The organism is Thalassospira lucentensis, from assembly GCF_032921865.1.
GTDB classification, from domain to species: domain Bacteria; phylum Pseudomonadota; class Alphaproteobacteria; order Rhodospirillales; family Thalassospiraceae; genus Thalassospira; species Thalassospira lucentensis_A.
This window is the reverse complement of record NZ_CP136684.1, coordinates 1,584,429-1,599,385: the sequence shown is the minus strand read 5'-3', so window position 1 is coordinate 1,599,385 and position 14,957 is coordinate 1,584,429. Positions and strand designations below refer to the sequence as shown.

Here is a 14,957-nt window from a genome sequence, read left to right as displayed (position 1 = left end):
AATGGATACGTTCGCGCCCGACTTCTTGATGGTCGAAAATTCGTAACGTTTCGATTTTTTTGATAGGCGCTTTATTCACTCTTGTCAATCAACAAAACCCGGCCATAATAAGGCGAAATCAATTCGGCATTATTTTTTTGCCGAAATTTCCGAAACGTTACGATTTTGGATCTGCCAACGAATGCGATCCGCGACAGGGCAAGGAAACAACCATGACCAAACCTTTTCCCAACGGTTTCCGCTGGGGTGTCTCGACCTCAAGCTATCAGATTGAAGGCGGCGCGAGCGACGACGGGCGCGGCGACAGCATCTGGGATACCTACTGTGCAACACCCGGCCGGGTTGCCAATGGCGATAACGGCAGTGTCGCCTGCGACCATTATCATCGCTGGGCCGAAGATCTTGACCTGATCAGGGGGCTTGGTGCCAAACATTATCGATTTTCGGTGATGTGGCCGCGTGTCATTCCGAACGGCACGGGCAAAGTCAATGAAACCGGCATGGCATTTTACGACCGGTTAATTGACGGCATGTGCGAACGCGGCCTTGATCCCTGGTTATGCCTGTATCACTGGGACCTGCCGCAGGCATTGCAGGACCGCGGCGGTTGGACCAATCGCGACATTGTCGATTGGTTTGGCGACTATACCGAGTTGCTGGTGACGCGATTTGGCGACCGGGTCAAATCATGGGTTACGTTTAACGAACCCAACGTTGTGGCGTGGGTTGGCCACGAAGAAGGCCGCCACGCACCGGGAATTACCGACCCGCGCGCGGCAATGCGGGCCGCCCACCATCTGAATATGTGCCATGCCCGTGCGACCCGCGTGATCAAGCATCACTCTTCGGATGTACCAGTCGGATTCGTTTTGCCGATGCACAAGGCCTATACGCTGCCGCATCGGCGCGAACAGGATGCCCACCTAATCGATCTGTTCGAGGCCAAATGGAACGGCATCTTTCTTGATCCGGTTTATTACGGTCGATATCCCGAGCTGATCATTGATCGAATGGAACCGCACATTCAGGATGGTGACCTTGAAGCGGTCAAGACCAAAGTCGATTTTCAGGGGCTGAACCAGTATTTCCCGAGCTATATCGAAGCCGCCGAAGGGCGCGCATGGCCATTCAAACATGCCGAACCGCCGAGATATTTCCGCCGTACGGAAATGGGATGGGCGATTGACGGTGACTGCTTCTATCGCACCATGAAAATCCTGCAGGAAAACTATGGCAACCCGCCGGTTTTCGTGACCGAAAATGGCGGTGCCTTCACGGACGTTCCCGGCCATAATGGTTATATCGACGATCAGGACCGCATTGCCTATTACCACGAGTATCTTTCGGCCCTTTTGCGGGCGGTGGAAGAAGGCGCAAATGTGCAGGGATACATGCCCTGGTCGTTGCTGGATAATTTCGAATGGGCCTACGGCTATGAAAAACGGTTCGGGTTGGTGCATGTCGATTACGACACACTCAAACGCACGCCGAAGGCATCCTATGACTTCATGCGTCGCGTGATCGAAAGCAACGCATTGCCTTAACCGCAAACGGGCGATTAGATTGTCCGCCAAAGAATAAATGAACGGACCTGTATATGTCAGCCACCCGCCCGAACCTTCGCACCATCGCCGATCGTCTTGGCCTGTCGGTCACGACGGTCTCGCGTGCATTGAAAGACGGGCCGGAGGTCAAACCCGATACGGTCGCCCGCGTCAAAGCCGCGGCGACCGAAATCGGCTACCATCCCGATGCCCGCGGCGTCATGCTGCGCACTGGCAAGACGATGCAGGTCTGTTCTATCCTGTATTCCCCGGAAGTCGGCGATTACGGCGACCCGGGTTTTCTGGCTCAGGTTGAAAGCCTCGCCAAGGGGCTGGAGGCCGATCATTACTCATTGGTCGTTCTTGCCCAGACCAGTAGTGAAGACCCGCTTGAACCCGTACGTCGCGTTCATACGCAGCATATGGCCGACGCAGTTGTATTTTCGCGCACGACCCTGCAGGACAGCCGCGCCAAATACTGCCTGCAACATGACTTTCCCTTTGTCAGTTTTGGCCGGACGGAACTTTTAACCCCGCATGCCTTTGTCGATCATGACGATGAACAAGCGGCTTATGATGCGGTCAAACGCCTGATTGATGATGGCCATCGCAAAATCGGCATGATTGATCCGCCCGAAGATCTGACTTTTTTTGGCTATCGCAAACGCGGTGCGCGGCGCGCGATGATCGAGGCAGGACTTGATCCAGAAAGCCTGATCTGGATGACATCGGACGTGTCCGTCCGTGCCGCGCGCGAAGCCACTATCCGCCTGCTTACCAATCAGCGCGATGCAACCGCCGTGGTGTGCGCCAGCCAGATGACCATGATTGGTGCGCTGGAGGCATTGCTGGAACTGGGCATGGACACGATACGGGACGGGATCGGTATTGTCGGTTTTGGCGGCATGCCGTTTCGCATGCTGTCCAGACAGAAGCTCGCCTATTACTACCAGCCACAACGCAAGGTCGGTAAAGTGCTTTCGGAACATTTGCACGACCTGATGACCGGCACCCCGGCAGAAGAACTGCAAACGCTTTTACCCTATCGACGGATCGACGATCTTGCCGCCTTCCGCGAGGGAGAGGATTTCTGATCAAACCCGACTATCCCTGTTTGTCTTCCTTGATATCCTCGACGGTTTGCTCGTTGCCCAGAAGGCGAACCAGCATAAGTTCGAACGGTTTCAAGGCGATCAGGACAATCAGCGTCAGGACCGTCGCAATCACCACCACATGCCAAGCCGCCAGAGCACATGCGATACCAAGGGCAGCCGTGATCCAGACGGTGGCCGCCGTTGTCAGGCCGCTAACCGACATGTCTTTTGGCTGGCGCAGGATCACACCCGCCCCGATAAAGCCGATCCCGGTCAGAACGCCTTGCAAAATCCCCTGCACGACGCGCGATAACGCATCGGGATGATCGATCAGATCCTGAAAATGGACCGCAACAACCGACACCACAGCCGCGCCAAGCGCAACCAGCGCCAATGTGCGCATGCCGGTCGGCTTGCCATTCACATCACGGTTCAAGCCGATCACCATTCCGATCACGGTTGCCGCACACAGCCGCAAAACCATATCAATCACGCCGATATCGAAATATCGCTCAGCCGTTGCAAAATAGGGAAGGTCGGTCATGCCCATATCCAGTTCGCGTTTCAATCTGTTTGATATACAGACCGAAACGCCTACTGTTCGCGCATTGTTCCGCCAACGGCAAATCGGGCACCGCGATATCAATCAGCCTTGTGGCACGGCGCCATCTTCAATCCCTTTGGCTTCAGTCATCAACCAGTCAAAGAATCGTAAAATCCGCGGGTCGCGCCCCGGTCTATCTAACGTGATCAGGACGTAATCATAGCCGGTAGGTGCCATACCATGCGGGGCGATCAGCCGCCCTGCCACCAGATCATCATAAACCAGAGGCAAGGACCCGATTGCGGTCCCCAAACGATTGGCGGCTGCCTGAAGCGTAAAAAAGAAATGGTCAAAATATTGCTCGCTTGCCGGGCTAGCATTGCTTCCACTCGCCCGTTTCCAGACATCCCAGGCGTCAGGTCGCGTGCGACTGTGTAACCAGCGGGCATTTGACAAATCGCGAGCCAGAATGTTTTCCCAACAATCCGGGTCACAAACCGGCCCGGCAAATTCCGGCCAAAGGCGCGTTACCTCGTAATCCCCGCCGATACCGAAATCAGCCCGCCGGATTGCCACATCGCATCCCTCAACCAGCAGATCAACCGGGCCACCAGCCAGCCGTAGATCGATATTCAAGTCAGGATTGGATTCGCGAAACGCGCCCAGCCTTGGCATTAACCAGCGCATGGCAAGGCTGGACTCGCACGACACCGACAGGATCGGCGATGCACTATCATGGCGGTGAATTTCTTCGATAGCGCCATCAAGCCCGTCCAGTGCGGTTGCCACCGACTTCAAAAGCCTTTCGCCTGCCTGAGTTAACCAGACACGCCGATTACGACGAACAAACAGATCAATACCCAACCGTTCCTCGATCTGCGCCACGGCGCGACTGATCGCCCCGTGCGTCAGGTGCAATTCCTCGGCAGCACGCGAAAAGCTTTGGTGTCGCGCTGCTGCCTCAAAGGCGGGCAAAGCGGCAAGGGGTGGCAGATTGCGTTTTCTGTGAATATTACTCACGAAATTTCCTACGAATTTTCGATTTTCTGGCGATCTTTTCAATTTGATACTGAATAATCTCACAGATCAAGGACCACGAACATGCCAGCCATTGCTCAGATCGAAGTCATTGCCGTCGCCATTATCACCATTCTTGCCGTTATCAGCCCCGGGCCGGATTTCGCCATGGTGACGCGTATTGCACTTGCACGTGGTCGTCGCGCTGGTGTGTTGTGCGCTATCGGGATCGGCAGCGGTGTTTCGGTACATCTTACCTATACGCTGATCGGGCTTGGCGTTGTGTTTGCCAGTAATGTCTGGGTTCTGACCAGCTTACGCTATCTGGGTGCTGCCTATCTGATATGGCTGGGAATATCGGCACTTTGGCCGGATATACGGGCCTTATTGGCGAAAAATCCAACCGAAATTCAGACTCAAATGGCAAACAAAAACATCAACAAGCCGAAAGCGAATCATAAACGGAATGGATCCGCGTTCTGGGTCGGTTTTGTCTGCAATGCCCTGAACCCCAAGACGATGCTGTTCATCGTTTCGTTGTTCAGTCAGGTCATTTCTCCCGATACACCGGTTTTGATGGAGATCGGATACGGTTTTTATATCGCAGCATGCCACATGATCTGGTTTGCGCTGGTCGCGGTTGCGTTGACATTGCCTTCGGTGCAAGCGCGCATCGCAGCCATCAAAATCTGGATCGAACGTGGTGTGGGATTGTGCCTTGCCGGACTTGGCATCAAGCTACTAACAAGCACCAACTGAATTCATCAATGTTTCTTAGATAAAAAGCATTTCGCCCTGTTGACGGGCGTCATTAAGGAACGTTACCACGCCGCCCGTCTCGATTTTGAGCTCTTCACGCTTTGCTTCGTTTTCCAGACCAAGCGCGCGAAGGCCCATGTCGCAAACCATGAACTTACCATCCAGCGCCACACAGGCCGACAGCAGTTCCTCGAACGTGCCGATGCCGCGTGTGGAATAGCTGAGATCAATCGAGGTAGCCGTTGCCCCTTCGGCCTCGGTCCGCAAGTGACGCCAGCCCGAAGGGGCCAACACGGCGCGACTGGCTTCCATCGTAAAAAACAGGGTTGCCTCGCGCCCGGATGCAAGTGCTGCCGATGCCATTACGAGTGCGTAATGAACCTTTTCAAAGCTGCCGGAAAACACCACCAGCGACAGTTTCTTCGGGCTTTCGGACTGGTTGGCGTTTTCAGTGCTCATGAATGGACAGGTCCTTGATGCTGGCATTTTCGGAACAAAGCGGGCAGCCCGGATCACGCGGGACTTTGATCTTTCGGAAGGATGCACCAAGTGCATCGACAATCACAAGCCTGCCGGACAGACCATCGCCAATCCCCATCAATTCCTTGAGGATTTCGGTTGCCTGAATCCCGCCAATCATTCCCACGACCGAGCCCAGGACACCGCCCTGGGCACAGGACGGAATGGCGTCTTCGGGCGGTGGACTGTGATAGATGCAGCGATAACAGGGATGCGGATCGCCCTGATGCGCCTTGAATGTCGCAACCTGGCCGTCAAACCGGAGGGCCGCACCCGATACCAGCGTTTTGCCCGCAAAATAGCACGCATCGTTTAGAAGGAATCGTGTTTCGAAATTGTCCGACCCATCGGCAATCACATCATAACCCGCAATCAGGTCCATAACATTGGACGCATCAAGCCGCACATTATGCGTCTGCACACTGATTTCCGGGTTCATATCAAGCATGGTCGACTTGGCACTTTCGACCTTGGGCGAGCCCAAGTCTTTCATACCATGCGCGATCTGACGCTGCAGATTGGAAAGTTCGACCCTATCGGCATCGACGATCCCGATGGTACCGACCCCGGCTGCCGCCAGATACATCGCCAAGGGCGATCCAAGTCCGCCTGCGCCCACAATCAAAACCCGCCCGCGCTTCAGCTTCATTTGGCCTGTGCCGCCAACATCCTTCAGGACGATATGCCGGGCATAACGCTGCACTTCATTTTCGCTGAAATCAAAATCACTCACAGGCGGTTTCTTTCATTCGGTCCAAACGATCTGCCATTGCATATAGCGCGCATGCCACAGACAAGAAAGGCCCGGAAAATTCCGGGCCTTTTTTACAAGATACTCGGTCAGCAAAACCGAATTACTGCAGACCTTCGAACAGCGGGGTCGACAGGTAACGCTCGGCAAAGCTCGGGATGATAACCACAATGCGCTTGCCTTCGTTTTCCGGCAACTGACCCAACTCGATACCAGCGGCAACAGCCGCGCCGGACGAAATGCCGGTCGGCAGGCCTTCAATGCTTGCGAGTTTGCGCGCAGTGGCAAAGGCTGTTTCGTTTCCGATCGTCATGACCTTGTCGATCACATCGGTATGAAGGTTGCCCGGAATGAAACCGGCACCAATGCCCTGGATTTTATGCGGGCCCGGTGCACCACCGGAAATAACCGGGCTGTCTTCCGGTTCAACCGCAACAATCTGGATATTCGGGTTATGCTTTTTCAGGACTTCACCAACACCGGTCAATGTCCCGCCGGTACCGACACCGGCAACAAAGATATCGATCTTGCCGGCGGTATCCTTGATGATTTCCTCGGCAGTGGTATTGCGATGAATTTCCGGGTTTGCCGGGTTTTCAAACTGCTGAAGCATGATCGCGCCATCAATCTCGGCAACCAGTTCCTCGGCACGGGCAACCGCCCCCTTCATGCCCTTGGCAGCCGGGGTCAGGTCGATCTGCGCGCCCAGAAGCATCAGCATCTTGCGGCGTTCCAGCGACATGCTTTCAGGCATGGTCAGGATCAGTTTATAACCCTTGGCCGCCGCCACGAAAGCTAGCGCAATACCGGTATTACCTGAAGTCGGTTCAACCAGCGTCGCACCAGGTTTGATGCGTCCTGATTTTTCGGCATCCTCGATCATTGCGAGACCGATACGATCTTTGACCGAGGCCAGCGGGTTGAAGAATTCAAGCTTGCCAATCAGGTCTGCCTTCACACCCTCGGCCGCCGCCAGACGTGAAAGACGAACCAGCGGCGTCGCACCGATGGTGTCGATGATGCTGTCGTAAATCTTGCCGCGAAACTCAGTCATGTTTTCCTCGCAATTTCTTGTAATTTAAAACCAACCACATTCTGATTTTGTATTTATCCCGTTTAACACCCAAGTCAATCGGGTTTAAACAGTTTTTACGTAAATCCCGGTTGGGCTGGTTTCCTGATGCCTGTGTATCAGATGTGAACCGCAGCGGATTCTTGTGGTTTAACGATACAACAATCCGCAGCCTGTTCCGACGATTAAATGATGAAATCCGGGGATTCCTCGATCCCGCTTCGCAGACCAGCGTCACGTGCTCTATTACATAAATCTTCGACCGTGATCCGGGTCAGCGACACCATCATTTCGTCCTGTAATTCACGCCAAAGCGGGCGCACGACTTCCTTACCCAACGGAGATCCTGCCGGATCCTCGATCGGGTCATCGGATGTTTCCATCGACCGGATGACCGACACGATATCGGCAAGGGTGATACGACGACGTTCACGTGCCAGACGATAGCCGCCACGCGGACCACGCACACCGACAAGAATGTCGGCACGCACCAGCTGCTGCAAAGTCTGTTCAAGATAGCGTTTCGGAATACCCTGGCGCGCGGTGATGTCACGGCTTTGCACTGGCTCACCTGCGGCGTTATAGGCAATGTCCACCACCGCCTCGATGGCAAACAGCATCTTCTTTGACAGTTTTAACATCGTTTCTTTCATACTCCCCTTGCGGTCCCGTCGATCCCCCCGGAAGTACCGGGACCAGCCATTTTCAGAGTTCACAAGGCAGCAACATCACCAACCGACCCATATTCCTCGGTGATATTGCTGCTGCCTTTAACGGTAATCAGTCCGTTTTACCTACCGGTGCGGCAACACCGGTCGATCCGAAACCACCGGCACCACGCGCCGTTTCATCCAGATCGGCAACCGCATTCCATGCCACCTGCGTCACCGGCGCGACCACAAGCTGGGCAATGCGCATACCACGTTCGATGGTAAATGCCTCATCCCCATGATTGATCAGGATCACTTTGATTTCGCCGCGGTAATCAGCGTCAATCGTTCCCGGGCTATTAAGAACCGTCACACCGTTCTTCGCCGCCAACCCCGAACGCGGACGAACTTGCGCTTCAAACCCGGCTGGCAGGGCAATCGCGATTCCGGTTTCGACCATGGCCCGTTTACCCGGCGCGATCACAAGCGTATCGTCAATCGCCGCCTGCAGATCGACGGCCGCCGACTGTGCGGTGGCATAGTCAGGCAGCTGGAAATCTGCACCATGGGGCAACTGTTTCAGATCGACAGTCAAACGCGTCATAAAAGTTCCTTGTCTTCATATTTCTGGCTGCACGCCTTGGACATGCAGCGGGTTATCAAACTATTCAAATCAGGCAAAATGCCGGGAAATCCGTTGCACAAGCGCACGTGCGACACCGGCCTTGCCCTGCCGGGGCCAGACCTCGTCACTGGCACCATCCGCGCCGGAAATCAGGAAAACTTCATTGTGATCACCACCAAAGGTGCCCGCACTCGGTGCCACATCATTGGCAAGAATCCAGTCGCATCCCTTGCGCGCCCGCTTGGCGCGGGCATGTTCGATGACATTTTCTGTTTCGGCTGCAAAACCAACAACCAAATCCGGGCGTTTTGGCCCTTTCTGGCTGATGGTTGCCAAAATATCCGGATTTTCCGAAAGCTTCAGGTCCGGAATTACACCCGACCCATCTTTTTTTAGTTTTTGACCGGCTTCTGCGGCCACACGCCAATCGGCAACCGCGGCGGCACATACCGCAATATCGGCAGGCAACGCAGCCTGCACAGCATCCAGCATCTGCCGGGCCGTTTCGATCCGCACAACCTTGACCCCCGTCGGATCAGGCAAGCTGACCGGTCCGCTCACCAGCGTCACATCGGCTCCAGCAACAGCAAGTGCCGCGGCTATTGCATGACCCTGCTTGCCCGACGACCGGTTGGCGATGTATCGCACCGGATCAATCGCTTCGTGTGTCGGACCGCTGGTCACAACTGCCTTTCTCCCAGCAAGCGGCTTTCTGGCTGGCTGACCTTCCAGAAAATCAACAACCGCCGCAATAATTTCGGCAGGTTCCGCCAGACGGCCCGATCCGGTTTCACCGCATGCCAAATCACCCGTCGCCGGACCAACCCGCATTACACCGCGTCCTTCAAGAGTCGCGATATTTGCCTGTGTTGCTGCGTGATTCCACATTTCGACATTCATCGCCGGTACAACCATCACCGGCTTGTTGGTCGCAAGCAGGGCCGTCGTCGCCAGATCGCCCGCCTGTCCAGTCGCCATTTTGGCAAGAATATCCGCACTTGCCGGGGCGACCAGCACAAGGTCAGCCTCACGCGACAGGCGGATATGGCCCATTTCGGCCTCATCGGTCAGGGAAAAAAGATCCTGATAAACCTTGTTCTCGGTCAGGGCGGCCACCGAAAGCGGGGTTACGAATTCCGCACCGCCTTTGGTCAGGATCGCTCGGATATTGATCTCCCGGTCGCGCAAGCGTCGGATCACCTCAAGAACCTTATAGGCAGCAATGCCGCCCGAGATGATCAGAAGGATATTTTTTCCTGCTAGCACTGTGGTTACCAACTATTTACGTTGAAGAAGTGTGGTTAACCTACCTTCTCCGTTGATCCCGTGCAAGCGTCCAAAATGATCAGAAAAAACGCCACAGGTTCGTAAAACCCATGGCGTTATTTTACTATTCATTTTCAACAATTTATCACGGAACGGTATAAAGCATTCCGAACCAGCGCCACCGGCCATTCGGCCCCATCGAGGTGCAATTGATCCGCCACCGTCCTGACGAAACCGGGGCATCCAGCCGAATTTCAACCCGTTCTTCGCCTAGCCGGTTCATGGTCGGTTCACCCTCCGACGGGTAGCAGGCGACATCACCTGTCTTTTCCTTCAATGTGAACCCAAACGCTGGCGGGTTACGTTCCAGCGTATAATTTGGCGGGGTTACATCGCTGACCGGTAGTGGCAATGAATTGGCTGCCAGCGTAAAACGGTCCATCTCGCCATAATTCTCGTTCATCGCAAAACGCGGCAGATACATTATATCCGATTCTGTGCTCACGGCACCACTTTGCTGGCCAAATGCCGCCTTGTAACCGGCCTCCTTGACCGCCGCGATCACATCATCACTGGCTTCCCCGTAAGGATACGCAAAAATGTCCGGAACAAAGCCTAGTTCTTCCTTGAAGCGCCGGGCAGAATGCGCAAGTTCCGCTTTCACTTCCTCGACCGACAAGCTCGGCAAATGCGAATGATGCTGGCTGTGGCCGCCAATGGTAACCCCGTCTTTGACCATCTCGCGCAACATGTCCCAGGTCATGTAATTCTCGTACCCGGCATCGACCTGCTCACTCGAAACAAATATTGTCATCGGCAGGTTGTGCTTTTTAAACGCTGGCCACGCAACATCATACACAGACCGGTAAGCATCATCGACGGTGATACCGATAGCGTAATCAGGCAATCCTTTGCCGTTTTGCATGGCATCGATGATTTCGGGGACACCCATCACCGTGTATTTTCCGTTTGTCAGCTCGCGAATATGTGCTTCAAATTGCGGCCCGCGAATATTGGTCGACGGGTAATCGGTTTCCGCAAACCGGTGATACATGAAGACAACGGCCGAGTTTGCATTACCTGACGGTGATTCTGCGGACGTGGTTGCACCACTTGTGCTGGCTTCCTGCGCAATCCCCGGCGAAACTCCAACCGTCAGGCCAATCGCAAAGGCCGCACCAAATACCATGCAACGAAACATATTCACGCCATTGGCGCACACAACAGCGTCAGAATTTTGCTGCACATTGGTCTGTGATTGCATTGCCACATCCATCTTTATTTGCGACCCCACTCATTGGTCACTGCAGCCCCCAAAACCACAGCCTTGATTTCATGGTTTCCGGTAATTGTGTTTTTTGTGAACCTACCAGCGAACCAATTGTTTTTCCACAATTTCGTCACTGCGCTTGTGTATAGTCCTCCGTAGCCTAACTTCAGGATACCTGTTTCAACCGCAGCATTAACGGAGATTCGCATGCTTGATTCCGACGCACTCGACATCCTTTTCAACAAAGCCCGAACCCACAATTGCTGGCAGGATCGTGACGTCGATACGGCTCTGCTAAAAAAGGCATGGGACCTTACCGTCATGGGTCCGACCAGTGCGAACTGCGAGCCGATGCGGATTAAGTTCGTCAAATCACCCGAAGCCAAGGAACGGCTGAAACCTGCACTTTCCGAAGGAAATCTTGAAAAAACCATGGCAGCACCGGTGACTGCCATTATCGCCCATGACATGGAATTCTATGAAAAACTGCCGCAACTCTTCCCGCATACAGATGCGAGATCGTGGTTTGCCGGCAAGGATGACGCAATTGCCGCTACCGCATTTCGCAATGGTACGCTACAGGCCGGTTATTTCATTATTGCGTTGCGGGCTATGGGCCTTGATTGCGGCCCGATGTCAGGTTTTGACAATGCCAAGGTCGATGCCGAATTTTTTGCCGGTACCCCGGTCAAAAGCAATTTCCTGATCAATATCGGCTATGGTGATGCGTCAAAACTGTTTGCCCGCAGCCCACGTCTTGCGTTTGACGAAGGAGCCGAAATTCTCTGATTTGCTATCGGAGGTCAAAACCGACGCGGGACAACGGCGTTAACGCATTTGCATATTTATTGGCAAACCCGGCTTATACGCATGTATGATCACGGTTCAGACGACGTATTTTTTCAAGCTTTTCCGATGCTTGAAAACTGTCATCTAACTTTTATTTGATCTTTACTGGCGCATAATCATTTTAGTCCAAATTTTTTGCATGCGTTAACGCGTACCGGCACAGATCCCCAACATCAGGAGCATCCGTTGGGCTTTCGCCAATTGTTAATGACCGCATTTGCGGTTGGATTCCCGACTGCCACGATATTTATCATTCTGGCGGCGATGGAATTGCTTGGCTGGGGCACGGCGATCCTGTGTGCAACGCTGGCATGGCTTGGCATTGCCGGGGTCCTGCGCATCTATTTTGGCGATTTGCGCCGTGTAGCACGCTACGCCATGGCTTTGCGTGACAAGTTCCGTGGCACACCGCCACAGCATCTCTCTTTCGGTGCCGCGTCCGAACTATCGTCTCTTTATACCCAGATCGCCAGCACGTTTCGCGAACGCATCGCCCATCTCGAAGCCCAGACCAGTACGGATGCCGAAATTCTCGACCACCTGCCAAACCCGGTGGTGATGGTGAACCGGCAACGCGTTGTTACCGGCTTTAACCAGGCAGCGCGTGGCCTATTCCACAATTTGGAAATCGGTCGTGATCTGACACGCTATATCCGCGATCCGATCCTGCTGGACGCCTTTGATGATGTCGCGGGCGAACGCGAGCAGATGAAACATGCCGAATTTGTACTGGCAAGTGATGCCCATCGTCATTTCGATGTGCTAACCGCACGGTTGCCCGCCGCAACCGGCGACCGGAACTTTGTTCTGTCCTTCTCGGACCTGACCGAACTTCGCAAGCTTGAACAAATGCGTGCCGATTTCGCAACCGATGCCGGGCATGAATTGCGCACACCACTTTCAGTGTTGCTGGGCTTTATCGAAACGCTTGAAGGCCCAGCCAAAGATGATCCCGATGCCCTGAACCAGTTCCTGCCGGTCATGCGTGATCAGGGACAGCGCATGCAGCATCTGATCGAAGATTTGCTGTCACTCGCCCGGATTGAGTTGAACGAACATACTCCGCCATCCGATGACTGCGATATCGGCAGGATCATCGACAAAGTCGCACAGACTCTCGCCATGAAAGCCGAAGCGAAAGGCATGGAAATCAAGGTTTCCTGCGAACTCGACAACACGGAAATTGTTGGCGAGGAAAAGGAAATGACGCAGGTTTTCGTCAATCTGGTCGAAAATGCCATCAAATACGGTCACCCGAAAACCAGTATTGATGTCTCGATCACATTGGCCAAAAACACCCCCGGTGCATTAGCCCGTTACCGGCATGACCGTGTTCTGGCCGTCGCCATTCGGGATCATTCAGACGGGATCGCACGCGAACATCTGCCACGCCTGACCGAACGGTTTTACCGAGTGGATACGGCGCGGTCGCGGGCCGTTGGCGGCACCGGTCTTGGTCTTGCCATCGTTAAACATCTGGTGCAGCGCCACCGCGGCACAATGACTATCGACAGCGAACAGGGTGTCGGATCGGTCTTTACGGTCTATCTGCCTGCCAAGGCCAGCGATAATATCCGAACCTTGCATCGAGCCTGATTCAGGGAAGACCTGAATATCTCGCATAAAATAAAAAGACCGGCATTTTTATGCCGGTCTTTTGTTTTTCGCTATCGCCAAGGATCAAAGAATGAATTTCGAAAGGTCTGCATCCTTGGCAAGCTCATCGACCTGTTCGCGGACGTAATTCGCATCAATCTTGACCGTCTCACCACCCCGGTCGGTCGCGGTAAAGCTGATGTCATCCAAAAGCTTTTCCAACACCGTATGCAGTCGACGTGCGCCGATATTTTCCACGGTTTCATTGACGCTGGCCGAAATGCGGGCAAGTTCATCAACTGCATCGTCGGTAAATTCCAGCGTAACATCCTCGGTTTTCAACAATGCGACATACTGTTTGATAAGGGACGCTTCCGGTTCCATCAGAATACGGCGGAAATCTTCCTCGGTCAGGGCTTTCAGCTCGACCCGGATCGGCAACCGGCCTTGCAATTCCGGCAGCAGGTCAGAAGGCTTTGCCAGATGGAATGCACCTGAACAGATAAACAGGATATGATCGGTCTTGACCGTGCCATGTTTGGTCGAAACACTTGTACCTTCGATTAGCGGCAGCAAATCACGCTGGACACCTTCGCGCGATACATCGCCGCCGCGTTCGGATCGTGCTGTGATCTTGTCGATCTCGTCAAGGAACACGATGCCATTCTGCTCGACATTCTCGATCGCCTCGGCGGTGACCTTGTCCATATCCAGAAGCTTGTCGCCTTCCTCGTCGATCAAACGTTCAAACGCTTCCTCGACGGTCATGCGTTTTGGTTTGGTCTGACCGCCGAATGCCTTGCCAAACACGTCCGACAGGTTAAGCATCCCCATCTGTGCCCCCGGCATCCCCGGAATATCGATGGTCGGCAACGAGGATGAACTGCTTTCCTGGACATGGATTTCAATCTCCTTGTCCTGCAATTCGCCTTCGCGCAGCATCTTGCGGAATTTCTGGCGGGTATCGGCCGATGCATTTTCACCAACCAGACCATCCAGAATGCGTTCTTCGGCTTGCATTTCCGCCTTGGCACGGACTTTCTTACGCATGCTTTCGCGCGTAAGGTCCAACGACACTTCCAGAAGGTCGCGAACGATCTGTTCGACATCACGGCCGACATAACCGACTTCGGTGAATTTGGTGGCTTCGATCTTGATAAACGGGGCTTCTGCCAGTTTCGCAAGACGCCGGGCAATTTCGGTTTTACCGACGCCGGTCGGGCCGATCATCAGAATGTTTTTGGGCAGCACTTCATTGCGCATATTGTCGTCAAGTTGTTGACGCCGCCAGCGGTTGCGCAAGGCAATGGCGACCGCGCGCTTGGCATCTTTCTGACCGATAATATGGCGATCCAGTTCGGAAACGATCTCGCGCGGGCTGAAATGTTGGGTCATTAAATT

General features: G+C 54.2%; 15 protein-coding genes. 5 read left to right on the top strand and 10 right to left on the bottom strand.

Features of this window, described 5'->3' with window-relative positions; translation table 11 throughout:
* Window positions 1-212: 212 nt before the first annotated feature.
* Both R1T41_RS07970 and R1T41_RS07965 read left to right on the top strand, forming a co-directional pair.
* Window positions 213-1,544 (top strand): GH1 family beta-glucosidase, encoded by a 1,332-nt coding sequence (locus tag R1T41_RS07970; RefSeq protein WP_317341103.1) that lies wholly within the window; start codon window positions 213-215, stop codon window positions 1,542-1,544.
* A 53-nt stretch (window positions 1,545-1,597) separates the two neighbouring features.
* A complete protein-coding gene (locus R1T41_RS07965) occupies window positions 1,598-2,638 on the top strand; it encodes a LacI family DNA-binding transcriptional regulator (protein ID WP_317341101.1) in 1,041 nt (346 codons plus the stop codon).
* Between the two features lie 10 nt (window positions 2,639-2,648).
* Here the strand turns inward: R1T41_RS07965 and R1T41_RS07960 are convergent, their stop codons facing one another.
* Window positions 2,649-3,182, bottom strand: a complete 534-nt coding sequence (locus R1T41_RS07960; RefSeq protein ID WP_062950527.1) for an MgtC/SapB family protein — start codon at window positions 3,180-3,182, stop codon at window positions 2,649-2,651.
* A gap of 102 nt (window positions 3,183-3,284) precedes the next feature.
* A complete protein-coding gene (locus tag R1T41_RS07955) occupies window positions 3,285-4,202 on the bottom strand; it encodes a LysR substrate-binding domain-containing protein (protein ID WP_317341097.1) in 918 nt (305 codons plus the stop codon).
* An 81-nt stretch (window positions 4,203-4,283) separates the two neighbouring features.
* On the opposite strand from R1T41_RS07955, the gene R1T41_RS07950 reads away from it, so the two are divergent.
* Window positions 4,284-4,958: a LysE family translocator gene (locus tag R1T41_RS07950; protein WP_062949942.1), complete on the top strand. Its 675-nt coding sequence runs from the start codon at window positions 4,284-4,286 to the stop codon at window positions 4,956-4,958.
* Between the two features lie 15 nt (window positions 4,959-4,973).
* Here the strand turns inward: R1T41_RS07950 and R1T41_RS07945 are convergent, their stop codons facing one another.
* The 7 genes from R1T41_RS07945 to R1T41_RS07915 all read right to left on the bottom strand — a co-directional run bounded on the left by R1T41_RS07945 (window position 4,974) and on the right by R1T41_RS07915 (window position 11,105).
* Window positions 4,974-5,417, bottom strand: a complete 444-nt coding sequence (locus R1T41_RS07945; protein WP_062949943.1) for a DsrE family protein — start codon at window positions 5,415-5,417, stop codon at window positions 4,974-4,976.
* A complete protein-coding gene (locus R1T41_RS07940) occupies window positions 5,407-6,210 on the bottom strand; it encodes a molybdopterin-synthase adenylyltransferase MoeB (protein WP_317341094.1) in 804 nt (267 codons plus the stop codon). Before R1T41_RS07940 ends, R1T41_RS07945 begins: the two co-directional genes overlap by 11 nt.
* A 121-nt stretch (window positions 6,211-6,331) precedes the next feature.
* Entirely contained in the window at window positions 6,332-7,282 is a 951-nt protein-coding gene (cysK, locus tag R1T41_RS07935) for a cysteine synthase A (RefSeq protein WP_062949947.1), read from the bottom strand.
* A 203-nt stretch (window positions 7,283-7,485) separates the two neighbouring features.
* Window positions 7,486-7,941 carry an RrF2 family transcriptional regulator gene (locus R1T41_RS07930; RefSeq protein WP_062950528.1) on the bottom strand — a complete coding sequence of 152 codons (456 nt, stop codon included), beginning with the start codon at window positions 7,939-7,941 and terminating at the stop codon, window positions 7,486-7,488.
* Window positions 7,942-8,080: 139 nt separating this feature from the next.
* Window positions 8,081-8,554, bottom strand: coding sequence for a dUTP diphosphatase (gene dut, locus R1T41_RS07925; RefSeq protein WP_317341092.1), 474 nt, complete (start codon window positions 8,552-8,554; stop codon window positions 8,081-8,083).
* A gap of 69 nt (window positions 8,555-8,623) precedes the next feature.
* A complete protein-coding gene (gene coaBC, locus R1T41_RS07920; protein WP_317341091.1) occupies window positions 8,624-9,841 on the bottom strand; it encodes a bifunctional phosphopantothenoylcysteine decarboxylase/phosphopantothenate--cysteine ligase CoaBC in 1,218 nt (405 codons plus the stop codon).
* Between the two features lie 145 nt (window positions 9,842-9,986).
* Window positions 9,987-11,105 carry a polysaccharide deacetylase family protein gene (locus R1T41_RS07915; protein WP_317341090.1) on the bottom strand — a complete coding sequence of 373 codons (1,119 nt, stop codon included), beginning with the start codon at window positions 11,103-11,105 and terminating at the stop codon, window positions 9,987-9,989.
* A gap of 213 nt (window positions 11,106-11,318) precedes the next feature.
* Between R1T41_RS07915 and R1T41_RS07910 the strand changes: the two genes are divergently transcribed.
* Together R1T41_RS07910 and R1T41_RS07905 are read left to right on the top strand one after the other, a co-directional pair.
* Window positions 11,319-11,900, top strand: a complete 582-nt coding sequence (locus tag R1T41_RS07910) for a malonic semialdehyde reductase (RefSeq protein ID WP_062949956.1) — start codon at window positions 11,319-11,321, stop codon at window positions 11,898-11,900.
* Window positions 11,901-12,167: 267 nt separating this feature from the next.
* Window positions 12,168-13,556 (top strand): ATP-binding protein, encoded by a 1,389-nt coding sequence (locus R1T41_RS07905; RefSeq protein WP_249278167.1) that lies wholly within the window; start codon window positions 12,168-12,170, stop codon window positions 13,554-13,556.
* 84 nt (window positions 13,557-13,640) lie between these two features.
* On the opposite strand, the gene hslU is transcribed toward R1T41_RS07905, so the two are convergent.
* Window positions 13,641-14,951, bottom strand: coding sequence for an ATP-dependent protease ATPase subunit HslU (gene hslU / locus R1T41_RS07900; RefSeq protein ID WP_317341087.1), 1,311 nt, complete (start codon window positions 14,949-14,951; stop codon window positions 13,641-13,643).
* Window positions 14,952-14,957 lie beyond the last annotated feature (6 nt).

Excerpts from the sequence above, each read along its gene's own strand:
- R1T41_RS07970 (WP_317341103.1), top strand. The coding sequence starts at position 213 with ATGACCAAACCTTTTCCCAACGGTTTCCGCTGGGGTGTCTCGACCTCA.
- R1T41_RS07965 (WP_317341101.1), top strand. The coding sequence starts at position 1,598 with ATGTCAGCCACCCGCCCGAACCTTCGCACCATCGCCGATCGTCTTGGC.
- R1T41_RS07960 (WP_062950527.1), bottom strand. The coding sequence starts at position 3,182 with ATGACCGACCTTCCCTATTTTGCAACGGCTGAGCGATATTTCGATATC.
- R1T41_RS07950 (WP_062949942.1), top strand. The coding sequence starts at position 4,284 with ATGCCAGCCATTGCTCAGATCGAAGTCATTGCCGTCGCCATTATCACC.
- R1T41_RS07945 (WP_062949943.1), bottom strand. The coding sequence starts at position 5,417 with ATGAGCACTGAAAACGCCAACCAGTCCGAAAGCCCGAAGAAACTGTCG.
- cysK (WP_062949947.1), bottom strand. The coding sequence starts at position 7,282 with ATGACTGAGTTTCGCGGCAAGATTTACGACAGCATCATCGACACCATC.
- R1T41_RS07930 (WP_062950528.1), bottom strand. The coding sequence starts at position 7,941 with ATGTTAAAACTGTCAAAGAAGATGCTGTTTGCCATCGAGGCGGTGGTG.
- dut (WP_317341092.1), bottom strand. The coding sequence starts at position 8,554 with ATGACGCGTTTGACTGTCGATCTGAAACAGTTGCCCCATGGTGCAGAT.
- R1T41_RS07915 (WP_317341090.1), bottom strand. The coding sequence starts at position 11,105 with ATGCAATCACAGACCAATGTGCAGCAAAATTCTGACGCTGTTGTGTGC.
- R1T41_RS07910 (WP_062949956.1), top strand. The coding sequence starts at position 11,319 with ATGCTTGATTCCGACGCACTCGACATCCTTTTCAACAAAGCCCGAACC.
- R1T41_RS07905 (WP_249278167.1), top strand. The coding sequence starts at position 12,168 with ATGACCGCATTTGCGGTTGGATTCCCGACTGCCACGATATTTATCATT.
- hslU (WP_317341087.1), bottom strand. The coding sequence starts at position 14,951 with ATGACCCAACATTTCAGCCCGCGCGAGATCGTTTCCGAACTGGATCGC.